General features: G+C 53.4%; 9 protein-coding genes. All 9 read right to left on the reverse strand.

All coding sequences use genetic code 11. The features are described from left to right. Positions 1-32: 32 nt before the first annotated feature. The gene (locus tag AB1402_04195; protein ID MEW6540800.1) at positions 33-722 is read right to left on the reverse strand and encodes a Druantia anti-phage system protein DruA; all 690 of its coding nucleotides are present in this window, start codon (positions 720-722) and stop codon (positions 33-35) included. A gap of 45 nt (positions 723-767) precedes the next feature. Beyond that, positions 768-1,115, reverse strand: a complete 348-nt coding sequence (locus AB1402_04200) for a HEPN domain-containing protein (GenBank protein MEW6540801.1) — start codon at positions 1,113-1,115, stop codon at positions 768-770. Further along, entirely contained in the window at positions 1,108-1,431 is a 324-nt protein-coding gene (locus AB1402_04205) for a nucleotidyltransferase domain-containing protein (GenBank protein ID MEW6540802.1), read from the reverse strand. The genes AB1402_04200 and AB1402_04205 overlap by 8 nt, the downstream gene beginning before the upstream one ends. A 639-nt stretch (positions 1,432-2,070) precedes the next feature. Continuing rightward, entirely contained in the window at positions 2,071-4,833 is a 2,763-nt protein-coding gene (locus AB1402_04210; GenBank protein ID MEW6540803.1) for a S8 family peptidase, read from the reverse strand. A gap of 3 nt (positions 4,834-4,836) precedes the next feature. Then, positions 4,837-5,871, reverse strand: coding sequence for an AAA family ATPase (locus tag AB1402_04215; GenBank protein MEW6540804.1), 1,035 nt, complete (start codon positions 5,869-5,871; stop codon positions 4,837-4,839). A gap of 153 nt (positions 5,872-6,024) precedes the next feature. Then, positions 6,025-8,715: a phospholipase D-like domain-containing anti-phage protein gene (locus AB1402_04220; GenBank protein ID MEW6540805.1), complete on the reverse strand. Its 2,691-nt coding sequence runs from the start codon at positions 8,713-8,715 to the stop codon at positions 6,025-6,027. 18 nt (positions 8,716-8,733) lie between these two features. Further along, a complete protein-coding gene (locus tag AB1402_04225; GenBank protein MEW6540806.1) occupies positions 8,734-11,643 on the reverse strand; it encodes an anti-phage-associated DUF1156 domain-containing protein in 2,910 nt (969 codons plus the stop codon). Continuing rightward, complete coding sequence (locus AB1402_04230; protein MEW6540807.1) at positions 11,640-12,278, reverse strand: DUF3780 domain-containing protein; 639 nt, start codon at positions 12,276-12,278, stop codon at positions 11,640-11,642. The genes AB1402_04225 and AB1402_04230 overlap by 4 nt, the downstream gene beginning before the upstream one ends. Then, the gene (locus AB1402_04235) at positions 12,278-15,340 is read right to left on the reverse strand and encodes a DUF499 domain-containing protein (GenBank protein ID MEW6540808.1); all 3,063 of its coding nucleotides are present in this window, start codon (positions 15,338-15,340) and stop codon (positions 12,278-12,280) included. The genes AB1402_04230 and AB1402_04235 overlap by 1 nt, the downstream gene beginning before the upstream one ends. Positions 15,341-15,514: the final 174 nt, after the last annotated feature.

Genomic DNA, 15,514 nt, shown 5'->3' on the forward strand with positions numbered 1-15,514 from the left:
ACTCGATCCAAGAGGTCCGGGGGCCGGGAACGTCAACTGTCACGGCTCCCGGTGCCATCCACTCCCGGCAATGACGAGTGCCATTGGCACGCGTCAATCAGTGACAAATAGCTCCGGCAGCAACACCAGGGCAGGATCAGGAAGCGGGTGTTGTTGGTGACGAGATGCAGGCGCTTGATGCGGGTATCCCTGTCCCAGCCAATAAAGTCGTCCCTGGCGGCGCAGCTCCAGGCGGCGGAGCCGAAGAGCAGGCAGGCGAGCGGGCGTTTCTGGTTGTCAAAGACCAGGTACTTCATGTTCTCGCCCACGGTACCTTTGAAACCGAGATAGTGGTACCGGCAGAGCAGGTGCTTAAAAAGATTCCAGGATGGGTGACCGGTCGCCACCACTTCCACCCGCAGGGGCTGCAGGTCGGAAAGCCTGCCGGTGATGGCGGCGGTATCGTGAGGCGCCTCGGTGATCAAAATGTTCCCGCCCCATACAAAGGCCTCAGATTTACGGCGGGGCAAGACGATCTGTCCCTGTTGTTCCAGTTTGAGCAAGAGATCCCGGCAGGCCATGTCCTTCATCTGGCCGGTTGGAGAGTGCCAGTTCCAGAGCCGGCAGAGTTCCCTCGACAGCCTGCTTCGGCTCCATGAAGGGTTGCCGGCAATCAACCGCCTGACGGTCTGGATGTGGTCTTCAGTTATCTCGGTTACCCGAAATTCAGCTTCTGCTATCATAGTTTCATGATACATGATCAGCAGGGCCGAGTCCAGTATTATTTTTCAGGTGCCTGAGTAGTTACGACGCATATCCCTTTCCTCCAGGATCGGCTCCATTGGGTATCTTGGCTGAACGCCGTAAGCAGCCAGGTCGGAGCATTGGTCGGCTATCGTTTTAAAGGTATGGGACAAATCCGAACAGAGTTTGCGCAATTCATTTAAATCATGTATTTTGGGCGGATTTATACCGTGCAAAACAAGATACCCCTTAAGGTATTTTTCGGCGGATTGCTGGCAGTGATAGCAGATAATTTCCACAGGGACGGGACGCATATTGAGTAAGTACTCGGCGCTGCTTAAATCCATTTCCGCAAGCCTTTGCCATTCTCGCGCGCGAGTGCGGTTATCCATACAGCATCATGCCCTCTTGGACTATCTGCCGTTCAATGGTGGGAGTGGATTTGCGTTGGTCAAAATTGTTTTTTTTGCTGACGATCACATCTACAGGCATTGTTTTTTTATCCCGTATCGCTCTGTGGATCAACCTCATCGCGTCAATTTCCCGAAGATCGGTATTCTCCGACATCACCACATAAATATCCAGGTCTGAATCAGCGTGTGGCGTACCGTTTGCGTAGGAGCCGAACAGGAATATCTGCTCCACGGGAATGATGCTCACGATGACGTCTTTAAGGATATTCAACTCATCCCGGATTCGTTTTTCCATGTCGGCGACCTCCGTCTATTTCCAGCATATCCTGATAGTTTCATTATTACCACCTATCGTGGATACGATGATTATACCACATGTCTACGTAAAATAAAGTTGTAGACTGGCCACTCAGGAGTTACAAGGTCTCCGGTAATCCATAGTATGTTGCCTCGGAAATTAAAGTTGTATACTGGTGAGCCAGGGCACCCAAGGTTTTGTGAAAATAAAGTTGTATACTGGACCAGTAGCATCCCTATTTCCCGGGCTGAATCAGCTTCCACCCTCATCAACCGTGTCTTCTGATGCACCTTGATATGAGAAGGTCTTCTTCCAGAGCTACCCCCTGCGACATCAATCAAAAAGCTATTTCCCGTTTGCCAGTTGCTGTATCTTATGCCGTAGATCCTCAGGAATAGTTAAGTCAACGGTTGGACTTGCAGCAAGAATGATTTTCGCCGCAGCGGACCACCCTCGACCAGTAGATTCGCAAGCTTCACGGATGGTACCGACGTAAATGTTAGGGGCATGAAGCAGGAAACGCTTTTCGCACAAGCGTAGCCAATCTCTGCGCACGAGAATATCAAAACCGATTGGTTTCCGGGTCCGACTAAGCGCTTTCATACCGGTGGTACTCCCCTGTCCATAATCAACTCCTTATGAATGAGGCCAATATATACGGATACGTTGTTCTACCCTTTGCCGCACTGTTTGATATAAACGGATTTGAGCGTCAGAATGCTCAAGGGACACGGCAATCGCATACCTTTGATTACCGGTTTCATTGCCAGCAAATCTTGAATTACAACCAACAAGGAGGTGCCAAATAACTGAACCATTAGGATCTGGGCGATAATTGAAGGGACGCCGACTTTGACTTTTGTAAACCGCACATTGCACCGTTGACCACTCTAATGACGTATACGGAGGTCTGGCGTTTACCACATTGGACTGTGAAATCCTGGGTTGGGTGCCCACTCCTCGGGCAAGAGACATTGCATTACGTATTTCATCCGCCGTCAGGCCACGATAGATTTGAAACCACATAGTGTTGGCCAAATAGTCCTTGCGTGTGCCACGGATAGGGGGATCATAGGCCAGCGTGACCCTCACCGACCTGCGACCGGAACGGGTAACAAACTCATCCGGAAGCTCTATCTCATAAAGGTGAAAATGATCCAGTGGAATTTCATCCTCGGCAATAAGGGTTGTGCGTTGCTCCGTGGAAAAAGCGGCCCGGTTTATGTCCGGTTGACCAAAGCCAATGGTACGCAGTATCCGCTTCTCCGCCTCTGCCTCTGTATACCCTTCTCCCATCCATCGAGCAGCCTGCTCACTAACTCGCGCCGAATGCACCGCCAAACAGCGGATAAGATTGGCACTCGGCGGAGTCCCTCTCGGATTAGCACGTCTTAGTTCATCTGCGATAACCGCACAGCAGTGCGTGACGTGGGCCGCAGACACACTTGTGCCACAGGCGACACTCAGCAATCGCGTTCCCTGGTAGTCAAACCGGAGGGAAGGTTCGCCAAGTAAAGGATCCTGTTTTCTCCAGTTCGTCCCAGCAATCAGTGAAGAGTTTCCCCCAAAAGCGGTCAGCTCAGGCTTGATCCCTCTACTGACACCCATACCACTCTCACTGAGAGTACCGCTTCGTGTAAACGGCGACGGGCAACCGGCAGGTGAACCGACCAGAGGAGGGCGATGTGCAGGTTTGGTAGTCGCTTGGAAAGATGTTTCCCCACGCGCCACAGAACCTACCGTCAGGGATAGTGCAGCAGTTGCCGGATCTATCAACGCATGCTCATCAGTTAAAAGTTGTTCCCGGACCGCTTCTTGGAAGCTTGCCGACGTGCTGGCTACCGGTATGGCCGGCGAACCCACGTTGCCACTTGAAACCACGATGACAATATCCAGTTCTCGGGCCAGTTCGTCCAACATTTGCGCCCAGGGCAGTTGCCGGCCACCCCGGTATTGCCTGAACTGGTGACCGAAAGAAATATTGAAAACGCGACAGGAGTATTCGCGCACAAAAGCAGTGATTGCTTCCCTAACCTGCGTCTCAACCCTCTTCTCGTCCCCAAAACCTACCTGGTCATTTTCCAGCCGCCGCATAACCTTTGCACTGAGTAATCGGACGCGGGGCAACCACGAATTTCGGCGCAGGCAATCCACAATGTCACCATATACGACTATTCCGGCCATATGAGTCCCGTGCCCCACCTTATCCACCGGTGTATTTTCGCCCGAATCAAAGTCACGTTCATCCACCACAACACCGGAAAGAAGAGGATGCCCAGCCACAATACCGGAATCAACCACACACGCTAAAGGCCCGTCATCCGGCAGCACCGGAACATCCGACGGAAGCTCGATAGGATCAAAAATGCTGAATTCCGGGACAAGCCCTTGCGGTGGAAGATCTACCAATGCAACCCGATCATAGTTGAGCAACGCTTCAAGCGTCTGATTCGTTCCCTGCACCCGCGCCAACAGCAAAGTATCAGCGACCGAAGTTGGTGGATCGGTAACCCGGCCACCTGCCCTTTCAACCACTTCCCGGAATTGTCCTATAGCCCTAGCAACAAGAGCTCTTCCTGGATGCCAAAGATCAACATCAAAATAGTAAAGCCCATCGGCATCGGTAAGTTCCTGGGTTTGCAGACGAATCCCGCGTCTGTCATTTGGACCTAAACTCCTCGCTCCGATCATGGAATCGAAGAGTTCACGACGCTGGTTGGCCGTCAACCTGTCCCGTTCCAACCTTGAAGCTTGATAACTCCTTAGTTCATCTTGGAATCTACTGTTCGCTTCCCGATCTTCAAATTGCACCAATAGGTTATGTAAGGTACGAAACGACTTTTTGCTCGGTTTTTGTGATGTTATCCCATACCGCAGGTTCTGTGCCTGTTGTTCATTGGACATAAACTGAATGGCTGCATCCCGCTCTGCAAAACATACTTCCAAGCGGATTGGATCAATACTTCCGCCGGAGGCCCTTTGCCGCTCTATAGACAGAATGCCCATACTATCCTGATCGACACGTTCAACAAAGGATTCCAGATGGTCAGGCGTTTCAAAGCGGAGCAGCAGTGCATAGTACGGAGGGGATACAGATTCTTTCCGTTGTTGTTCTTCAATCAATTGAACGCCAAGTCTTTCAAGGTGTTCCCGCCCGCTGATCTCCAAAAACGCCAACTCCAGCACAAGTAGGGTGGCCGGATCCACCCCGCTGATCCGCCTTCCCGCCTCATTAGTTTGGAAAGCTTCCTGAACTTGCTGATGAAGAACACGGCCGTGTTCCGCGACGTCGCGACGCAAGGGGGGGCGCGCCATACTTGGGGGTCCGGAACGTCTAACCGCAGCATCCGGTAAACGCCGCCAACGAATGTGATGATAATGTCCATCCGGTATCGGCAAAACCTACTCCCCCTTGTCCACCTTCGGTGGCCCGGATGCTCGACTCTTCAACAGAACCCGCTGTCGCCGTTCTTGCTTGGCGATCGCTCGTTCAAGGTCCTGACGGGTAAAACCGCTCACTCCTTTGAGAGCGGCATCTCTTAATACATCCATACATACTCGCTCAATCTCGGCGTGGCTCATACCCTCCAGTTTAGACACAATTGAGCGCATCGAAAACCGGGGCTTGGGCTGAGATGCCAACTTCTTATCAAGCAAGCTTTCAATCTCTGATAAATTGGGTTTTTCGAAACGAATGATTTCGTCAAAACGGCGCCATAATGCCGGATCCAATGATTGTTCAAAGTTGGTAGCAGCAATCAAGAGGGATCTTCCTGTAAATTGATCAAGTAGCTGCAAAAAGGAATTGACCACCCGCTTCAGCTCACCATGTTCTGTGACATCATCCCGGGACCTGCCTATCGCATCGAACTCGTCAAAAAGAACAACCCATAATCCTCGACTGGCATAATCAAACACCTTTCTCAAGTTGGCGGCAGTTTCACCCAGCAAACTGGAAACAACGGAATCAAACCGTACATAAAGCAATGGAAGCCCGAGTTCACCCGCCAGTGCTTCTGCAGTTGCCGTCTTTCCACAACCAGGTGGACCACAAAAGAGCACCTTATTGCCTGGTTTGAGTCCGTTGGCTTCAAGCACTTCCCATTGTCGGAACTCATTCATAATGTCCTTCAAGATTTGGTGTTGATCCTCAGTTAAAACAAGATCTTTAATATACCTGTCGGTCCACCTTACCTCAAGCAAGGGAAATCCGCGATCCGAATCCTTTGGTAACGGCTCGAAATTCAGGGATACATCAATCCCTAATGGTGTCTTGCCATTTTCGAGGATACGGGTCAGCTCGTTTGCCAGAACAAGATGGGATTTTTTTCGTTCCTCTTCAATGATTTCCCTGGCGGCATCTATGAACAGCTGCCGGTCCGCGATCTTGTAGCCCCGAAAGAGTTTTTTCAGCAAATCGGCTCTAGCCATATTCATTTTCCTTTCCCCAGAACCTGCGTGATATCTTTTGATGTAACTTACTATTCTTGCACCGCGAACGTTGAAACAGATACATCTCGCGATTCTTCTCAAGAACATTCCTACCAGGACAGTCGCCCACTTCTGTTGTTCAGCCCGATGGACTTCACTCTACCAGCCCTGCATCAGGTGGCGACGCCGGTCGGCGGCATCCAACACCGTGGCGCACGACTCCCAGGGAACCTTCTGGAGTTGATGATATTTCAGTTCGAAGGGGTGTTGTTGTACCACGGCGTCGATGGTCTGCCGGGCCTTTTCAATCCGGCCCAGGGCGATATTAATCCAGACATCCTCAAGAACATCAGGGATCTGGCCGAACAGATTATAGATTTGCTCCAGCCGCTCGGAAAGCAACTCGTGTACCCGGTCCTCCACCGACCCTCTGTAGCGCATATTGTAAATGTAAACGGTGTCTCGGATCTGACCGATACGCAATATGCGACCCTTACGCTGTTCCAATCGTGTCGGGTTCCAAGGCAAGTCGAGGTTGATCAGCGTCCCCAGGCGCTGAAGATTGAGCCCCTCGCTGGCCGCGTCGGTGCCGAGAAGTAGCTTGATTTCACCATACGCCACCAGCTTTTTTAACTCATCTCGACCAACCCGGCTGAATCCCCCGCCAACCATAATCCCTGACCGTTGTGCCCCGGCATAGATGCCGATTTTTTGTTCCGGTAGTTCCCTGGAGAGGTTCTGCGCCAGCCACCAAATCGAGTCGTAGTACTGTGAGAATATGATGCAGCCCAGATCCAGCCAGCCGCGAACCAGGAGACAATCCAGAACCACGCTGTATTTCGGATCCCGTTCTCGGTTGGCCTCCAAAGCGTGTACAAGATCCTGCAGTTTACCCCGCTCGGCAGGCGTCAGGTTTTTTAATTGCGATTGGTTGCCATCATCCTCGGTATCTTCATCTTCTTCGGAAATATCCTGCCCGTCACCCAACAGTTTTTCGGCTGTGTTTTTGCCGGCGTAAATGGTACTACCAATACGCCTCAGGAGTAGGGTCTTGAGAAAACCCGCCGCCCGCATCCGGTCACTAAGCAGTTGACAGAACGCTTCCGCCAAATTGTAAGCGTCCTGAAGGTAAGGCGGGAGACCAACGGCCTCACTATCACTTTCACCAAAAAGCTCCACCTTTATCGGTTTTAAATATGGTTCGTTCGTTTCGGGATCAATGGTGTTCTCCAGATATCCCCTGGTACGGCGGACGATGTGCCGGATAAAAGGATTATGATTCTGCATAAAGTGTCGTGATAATCTTCTTATCCGGTCGCGTTCCGGCTCACCCATTTCAAACCAGATATCTCCCGGTATGACCGTTTGATCGTCAGTCATTCGTAACAAGCGGCGGAGCAGTTCAAAATCTCGCCCTTCCGAGCGTGGCGGAAAAGGATTTCTGATCCACGCCCAGATTTCACGCTCACTATCATTATCCGACAACGCGCGCTTGCCCATTATCACGTCCAAAGCTTCTCCGGCGTGCCGCCAACGGCTGAACTCACTACCCAACACTGCGTCATTCCCTTTGGCCAAAACATCAAGAAAATCCCAGGCCTCTACGGGATTGATCTGCACTGGAGTAGCCGTAGCCAGGAGCAGGCTCTTGGTCCGGGGAGCAATTTCATAGAGAAAAGCCAGCAGGTTATTGGGTTCGGGCTTCTCATCTTCCCGTCCGGAACCAAGATTCTTGCGCCGGGCGCGGTGTACCTCGTCCACAATGACACATTCATAGGATAGTTTTTTGAGGTGTTCCGTTATCTCTGATTCGCGCGTAATCAAACCCTGCGAGACGATACCTACACGTCTGGGGCACTTCCTGATACCGTCCGGTCCCGCCGCGGGATGCTCGATACCGTTTTCATCCACCCAGTGCTTCCCGGTCCACACCGCCGAAGGCATATCCAATAGACTTCTCATTTCATCTTGCCATTGCCACAACAGCGTCTTGGGCACAAGGACCAGAATAGGTTTGTGACCGTAAAGAGCCATCAACTGCGCCGACAAGGCCAACTGTAGGGTCTTGCCCAGCCCCACCATATCGGCGAGAATCAGGCGTGCCCCGTGAGGACCGCGGTGGGCGTCAAAAGCCATTTTGACAAAGTGTTTCTGATGCTCCCACATCCCGTACTCCCGGCGGAATACGGGAGCTTCAATCACCGTTGCGGCGGGGTCCGCCTCGGACTGCCAGTCGTCCACCTTCGGAACCACCGTCCGCCGTGCCAGACGACCGATGTCCTCTACTACAAAATCGGCCAGCGGAACCGCAAAGGGGTTATCCCAAAGGGCATCGAATTCCTCCTGCACCCACTGCACAGCCTCTGAAGAGTCGTCCTCCCAGAGAATTTCGTAGTTAAGCTTCCAGGCATCATGGGTCTCGTTGGCACTGCCAATAAAAGCGGTTTTCCGCCCGTCGACCAAGGTGATTACCCCGGCCTTGCCATGCACAAGACCGAACCGGTCACGGGGCAACACTCTGACCCGGAGTTTGCCAGACCGCAAGAACTCGAACAAGCGCGCAAAACGAGTTTTGGCCGCCGGGCCGAGTTTCTCCGGCTCCGAACCGCACCATTCCTGGCGCATAGCGTACTGCGCCGCGCGTGCCGTTTCCACATCCCGGATATGCAAGTCAGAATTGCAGATTACCCGGACAAGGCCGCTGACTGTTTCCAGCGCCTCGCCGGAGACCTCCAGCACCGAGGAGCTGAAATAGCCCGCAATACGGTCATACGCCCTGGCTCCCGAAAGGCGCTCTTTCAGGAAAGAATGGTCCAGTTTTTCCCGGCGTGACGAAAACCGCTGAATCAATGTCCCCTCTCCCCGTTGTTAAACGTGGTCGTTCGCTACGGCCCCGGCCAACAGTCCGGCGGCCCTGGCGTCTTCTTTCCAGTGGGGCAGGTTGTCGTGCTCTAACCTAGCCAAATAGCGCAGGATTTGGATTAGGGTTTTCCGTCCGTCCCAGTACCGTTCTCGGAGTTCATTTCGGAACCAGTTTCGTCCGGTAACCACTTCTCCGGTACGAACCACCTCACGAATAGCAAACAGGGCGTGGCGAACCAGCGTGGCCCCGAAACCCGCCTCACCCAGATTCCGGGCGGCGAATTCGGTGGCCGTTTTTAGACGGGTCTGGTTGGCCCGGCCACTGGCCACCAACAGCCGGTATTCGCGCACCCCGAACCCCCGTGCCAACTCCTGGTAAGCACCAGCGCGGTATTCACCGCGGCTTTCTATATCCAGTCCCTTAAGGTAGAAACGTTCCTCCGGGGCAAGGGTTTTCCATAGAAAGGAATCGAAATCCCGGGGAACAAGATGGTCGCAGGCGATCTTCACGGCGTCTTCGATCATCTCTTCCAGCCGCGATTTCTCACCCCGCTGGCGTGACCGCGAGAGTTCATAAGCCACGTCAATATCCTCAATGCTCCGATAGCGGGTCAGAACCCGAAGGGCGGCGGCGTAAGCGGCTAGTTGGTAATCGGTATCACTGAAATTCGGATTTTCCTTGTCATCCAAGGCAAGCATGGCGTCAAGCTGCGCCTTAACCTCGCTCTCCACCTGGGGAAGGATTTCGTCACAGAAGGCCGTATCTGCCGAATGCTGTTTACGGAGCACGAGCAAAACAGTCCCTTGGACATAGTTGCCTTCCCTTAGTGACGTATCTGTTTCGGTAACTATGCACCAGGCAGCCGTCACCCGCAACCCAGCCGCCCAGAGAATAAGCGTCAGGTCAGCCCATACGCTGGCATCCTGGTGGGTAAACATTACAATCTGTACTCCATTGTCGGGCATATGTCTAGCTAGATTTTGGTAGCAGTCCACCATGCTCTTGCGGAAATCTTCGTCAGTACCGGTAATAGCTAACACACGTTTGCTATCACTATACCAATGCGGAAATAGCTCTAGGAGTTTTTTTCTGTAGTAAGCAAGGAAGAACTCTGACAGCTCATGATAGTTAATAGCGTCAGCATAAGGGGGGTCCGTAATCCATATCTCTGTATGTTCACCACTAGTGCGGGCGTCACTAGGAACAACCACTCCTTTTTCAAAGAGCTGGCAAGTATTTACTGAAATATTGAAATTAGCCCTAACTGCAGTTAGTCCTCTGTTTCCATAATTCATTAGGGTATTTAGGGCTTGATTTAGGAACGTTTGTTCAGTCTTTTCAGATGCCGGGGCGGGTGTCCATTTACAGAGCTTGCTATTCCAGTCTATGCACTTTCCAATACCAAGCAGTGTCATTACTTTGGATTCTAAACTATCAGCTCTTTCAGAGATTACCTCTGCAAATAATCCATTTACTAGTAACTGTCGGGGATTAAACAGCTGATGCCAGTGGGTCCAACCTCGCTCACGTATCAATCTTACCGTTTCATTACCAGGTTCAATCCGGCTGCTGGGAATATGACCCTTCTCCTGCCAGTCAGAGAAGCGTTCTCTTAACAGGGAAAGTACCAGTTCCTCCCGCCAAAGATCAGACTCATTTGGAGCCCGGTAATGGCGAAAGGTCTCCAGGTTGCCCGCCTCATCCACAACAGTCTCCACCCAGCGAATACAGTAAAGCCGCTCCTGGAACACATCATCAGGTCGGGGAACAAGGTCTTCGTTTTCCCAAAGCCGCAAACCATAATCAGTTCCGGTGCCCTGTCGCCGGTCGCCACGGAGCATAGTGATAGGGGTGGATCGGCGGCAGTGGGGACAAACTAAGTCTGAGTTGCGCACTGTACCCGCTTCCCGGGCTGTTCGCATTTCCTCGTCCGAAACTCCGGATTCAATAAGTATCTCAAAACGCCGGTTAGCCTCACCCGGTTGCAGGACCGCCACGCATCGGGTTTTCTCACCGATGACCCAGGACGGCGCTAACGGCACCCTCCAGCCACATTCGGGGCAAACCACCTCGTTGCAGTAAAGATAGGCATCTGCCCGCCAACCTTGCTCGTTGTGCTCAATTCCCCACTCGACGACTTGCCGGTCGACAGCTTCGTAAACTTCACGCCGTGCCCGCCGCACCTGTTCGGCCAATTCCAGACCGCCACCGACAATATTGAGCGCCGCCCAAGTGAGAAGCGCCGCCACGGGGTTCAAGTCCGATCCATAGGCTTTACAACCGATGCGCGCCGCCTCGAAAGGCACACTGCCCCCCCCGCAGAAAGCGTCCCCGACACGGGGTACGCGGCCGAATTGCCGCTCTCCCAACTGGCGGACCAGTTCCGGGATGCTCTGTGCCGCAGTTTCCAAGTGAGCGTTAATCTCCCTCCAGGCTTTTTCGGAAGGCCCTGTAATTTGCTCAGGACGGTCGCAGTACCGGAGTCTCTCGTCATAGGAAAGGCGCTCAAACACCAAACGTTGCAGGTCTTGGCGATCCTCCGCAGTCGTTCCGCGCTTCAACCGCGGTCTGGCTTCCGATGTCCCTGGAGTAAACCAGCGTTGGCGTTCCCGGGGAGTGAAGCGTTGATAGACCTCCTTCAGGGGAATAGCTCTAGTTTTCCGGCGCCAAAGGCCTTCGTCATCCATGGTCAGGATCTTCAGAAAAATCTCCCGGTCCCGGGTCGGATCAGCAGAGGCGGGCATTAACAGGCCGATAATCGCCGCCCGCACCAAGATCAGCGGCTTGCGCCCCCACCACTTGCCCAGCCCGGTCAGGGTCTGGCTGTAATTCGCCTTGCGCTCTTTATAGCTTTCCTTGGAAAGCTTGGACACCGGAAATTGTGTTTCGATGAACGACCGGAACGCTTTGTTCATTGTTCACCCCCCGCTTTAGGCACTTTGCAGACCTTGTAGCTGCTCCAGGGAAGCCCGTCTTCCATAAGCAGCGAAAAGAGGTCCTGGCGCACCTCGGTCTGGTAATCCGTTACCGGATTCTCAGTGAGGGCAAAGCGAACCGCTTTGCGCCAACCTCGGTTACGCCCGGTGACAGCGTGACCGGTGGCGGCGTTGGTCATAGTAAAGAGCCACCAGCGTTCTTCCGGGGTCAACCCAAGCCAGTTTTTGACGGCCACCGGGATCAGGGCCGGGTCGGCGTCCTCGACCGCCCAAGCCAAGAGCACCAATTCCTTCCCTAGAAGCCGCGACACGGGAATCTGGCCGGCTTTCCAACGTCCGGTTTTCAGCCCGTTCTTCTTCAGCCGCCGGTTGAACTCTTCCTGCACCGGCTCGGCCAAGGCATCCCACTTGCTACGGGGAAGGATTACCCGCATTTTGTCGTCCCCGTTACCCAGTGCCAGACTCAACTTGCGACGTTCTTCACTTTCGTCCCAGGTGAATTGCTCGCTGATGTAAACATAATCCTTCTTGGAAGCGGGAATAGTGACCAGGAAATGATGCACCGCCTCGGACGGCACAAAACCGAATCCTTCTGCCTTGCGTCCGTTCGCCATTACTGTTCAACCTCTCCCGCCTGGATCTCCGTCTTCACCTCGGCCACCCAATCGAGGAGGTTCTGACCGGTAGGGAAACGGATGAACATGGCTTCAATATTCACCTGACCTTCGTCAAGCAGGCCGCGCAGGTGCTCAACGGCGGCTTCCACCTTATCGCCGGTTAATTCCAGCTTGTGATCAAAAGTCAGTTCCACCCAACTCTGACCGCTAACCAAAATTCTCGGTCCGGGAACCACTCCCTTGTGCTTCTTAAGTCGAGCCAGAAATTCATATGCTTCTTTAGTGGTCATGAGCAAGTGCTCGCGTTTCCAAGTAGCCGGGAGAGTTGGATCAAGCATAGTGCCGGTGTTTTTCCATTCGATATTCAACCGATGAACATCGGACACTACGCTATCTTTTTCGGCCACCGCCAGCACTACAATTGTACCCTTGGGAACCACAAAGGGACCATCATAAACACCCCCGGCAGACCGGGGATCGGAACCGTCGGTGGTATAGCGCACCGGCGCCGGCGGTGCGGACTTCAACTCAACCATTTTATCCGGCCCGTTTTGAAAGGTGCGGGATTTGATGGTGATCCGGTTGGACCAGAATACGGGATCACCCGTCTCGTGCACGCCCTTTGTGTCCATACAAAGGAAAGAGAGCTGGAGTTCGCTGGTTTTAAAACTGTTGGGGTCCGGCACTTTCAGGGAACCGATGGTGGCCGGCCCGTTCACTTCGTAGAAAATCGCATCACCGTGAACGGGATTGAGCTTGAGGAGGACCTCGCCGGTATCCTCGTTACGGCCTTTTTCCTGGATCTGAACACCGGTCCTGGGCGGCGGGAACGGCCCCTTTTCCACATAGGCACCGTTTTCACGCCACTGGTCCTTATGCACCAAGTCGTTCTTCAGGTGGTCGAGAGCGTCCGGGCGGTGCCACTGCCAGGCAGTATTGACGGCCGCCCGCTTCTTGATTTCCGACCAGGGCATTACCTTCTGGGTGAATAGCCGTGCCTCACACTTCTTCCGGAAGGTGTCACTGGCGATATCCTCGGTGAACTTCTGCTTGACCTTGAGGGTCTCGCGCACCTGCTGTTCGCCGCGGTATTGGTTATTGGTGAAGTTCATGTAGAAGTCAGCGTTCATCAGTTGATCGCCGTGCGGGTAGGTCAGACTGGTAAACGTCTCCCGCGCGGCACTCAGGAGCCGCAGCTTGATCTTATCGTCCAGCTCCAGCGCCGCCACGCGCTGCGGGTCGTTATCAGCCACTTTTTCGTTGTCCATTTCCTCAAGGATGTGGCCGATGGCCTTGGACTCTTTGGCCACTTCCAGCAGAGACTCCAGGGTGTCCCGTTGGCCGGAAAGGAACATGATCCGGTTCTTGTAATCCAGTTCGTGGAAGAATTTCTGCAGGTCGGGATGCAATCCGCCGGAATAGGGTTCGTAGAGCACCAAGGCAACTTTGTCGGCGCTGAGTTTGATTTCATCCAAGGCCCGAAGCGCCTGGACATCCTGATAACAATCTTTTTGCGTCGGTGCAAAGATCCTCTCCAAGAAGACACGCAGTTCTTTCAAGGAGGATTCGCGGTTGTACGAATCGGCCGTCGTCTTAAGTTTGGCCACCAGATTCTGGACGTTCTTGAAGAAAAGCTTTCCCTCGCGGCTGGAATGCAGGTACCAGGCCTTAGTCGAGAGGAGGCTGAGAATTTCTTTGAGCTTGGTGATATCCCGACCCGGAGCGCACAGGTAAGCCACGATTTCCGAGAGAGAAAGCCCGAGCACTGCGTTGGGCACATTGGCTAGAGAGGAGACAAGCAAGAGTTTGCAGGCGTCCCGCGCATCGGAACCACTCAGGTTGGCGTCGATGTTTTCGGCCACAGCTTGACCGCTGGAGGCAATGTCGTGGCTGATAGCATTATCAAGCGTGGGATTGATGGACGTGATTTCAGCCAGGGTGTCACGATCATTCAGGTCGAGATCGTGGGCGTGGATAAGTGCCAGTTGATCCGCACGGGCATCCGGTTCGGTAAAGAGGCTTGAAACAACCACACGCATCAGACGAATGAGGCCGCGAGTCTGCTGAAAACCGGGGTTTTCCCGGAAGCGCGCGTAGAGATCCCTAATCGCCGGATGGAAGGGATACGATTCCCTGATGAGCTGCACAAATTTCTCCGGAGAAACATTGGTGATATCCATTTGCCTGGCATCGCGGACGGCCTGGGCGTACGCGCGGGCCACCTCCACGATTTCCGCTTCTTCAGACAGGCTTTCAAAGAGCCGTTTCCGCAAAATATGATAAACCTCATCGGTATTCAACCCCACCGGTTCCAGATTAAGCGCCACCCGGCCGACCTCATTCTCAAGGTTCTGCAACACTCGGGCAATTTGCTCAGTACCAGCTCCGTATACCGCCCTTAGATCCGAAAGCACGACACAAACGTTTGCCAGCTCATCCTTGCCCACCGCTACAAATAGATTGGCCAGAGCAGTAGTGGTAACCACAGCAAGGTCGGAATTGCCAACCGGTTTTGACTTGGCGTTTTCCAGATAAGGCGGAAGTTCATCAAGCAGGATCAGCAGGGGCTCTCCTTTCAGGAGATTGACCCAAGCCGTTTGACCCGGAGCCGAGAGAGGAGCGTAATAACTGTTGAACAACTCTTTCTTGCCCAATTGTTCGGCGATGGCGCCCCAGATTCCGAACGGAACGTCGCTTTCCCGCCCGGTAAAAGACACGACCCGGACCTCACCGAGGTTCTGGGACTGATAAAGACTGCCCATGACCTTCGGACGCAGTTCCGGATGCTTAGCCAGAAGACCCAGGGCAATCATGTTGTGCGTCTTGCCGCCGCCCATCGCCTGAGTGAGTTTAATAACCCCGGAAGCCGAATGTCCTTCGAAACGCCGGAAGGCTTCCCGAAACAGACGCTTCATGCCGTCCGTCGGGTAGTTCTCCTCAAAAAAACTGTGGGCTTCGATACGGTTCTCGACCAGATCGGTCAGGTCCAGTACCACGTCACGCCTGGCGCGATCAAAAACGCTATCGCGGGGCTTGCAAAGCTGCTTAAGGGTCTTCAAGCCCAATCACTCCCTCTCGCCGACTACTTGATCTTTTGCGGACATCATTGAGTCATTTGCTTACACTTTTCAAGCCTAATTCGACAACAAGAACCTGAGTCCCTTCCTACTTTATCCAGCAATCCTCTTTATCGCTGAAAGAGAAATTACAAGCTTTTGTCACCGCTTCCTCCT

The organism is Bacillota bacterium (assembly GCA_040757205.1).
Taxonomy (GTDB): Bacteria; Bacillota; Desulfotomaculia; order Desulfotomaculales; family Desulforudaceae; genus Desulforudis.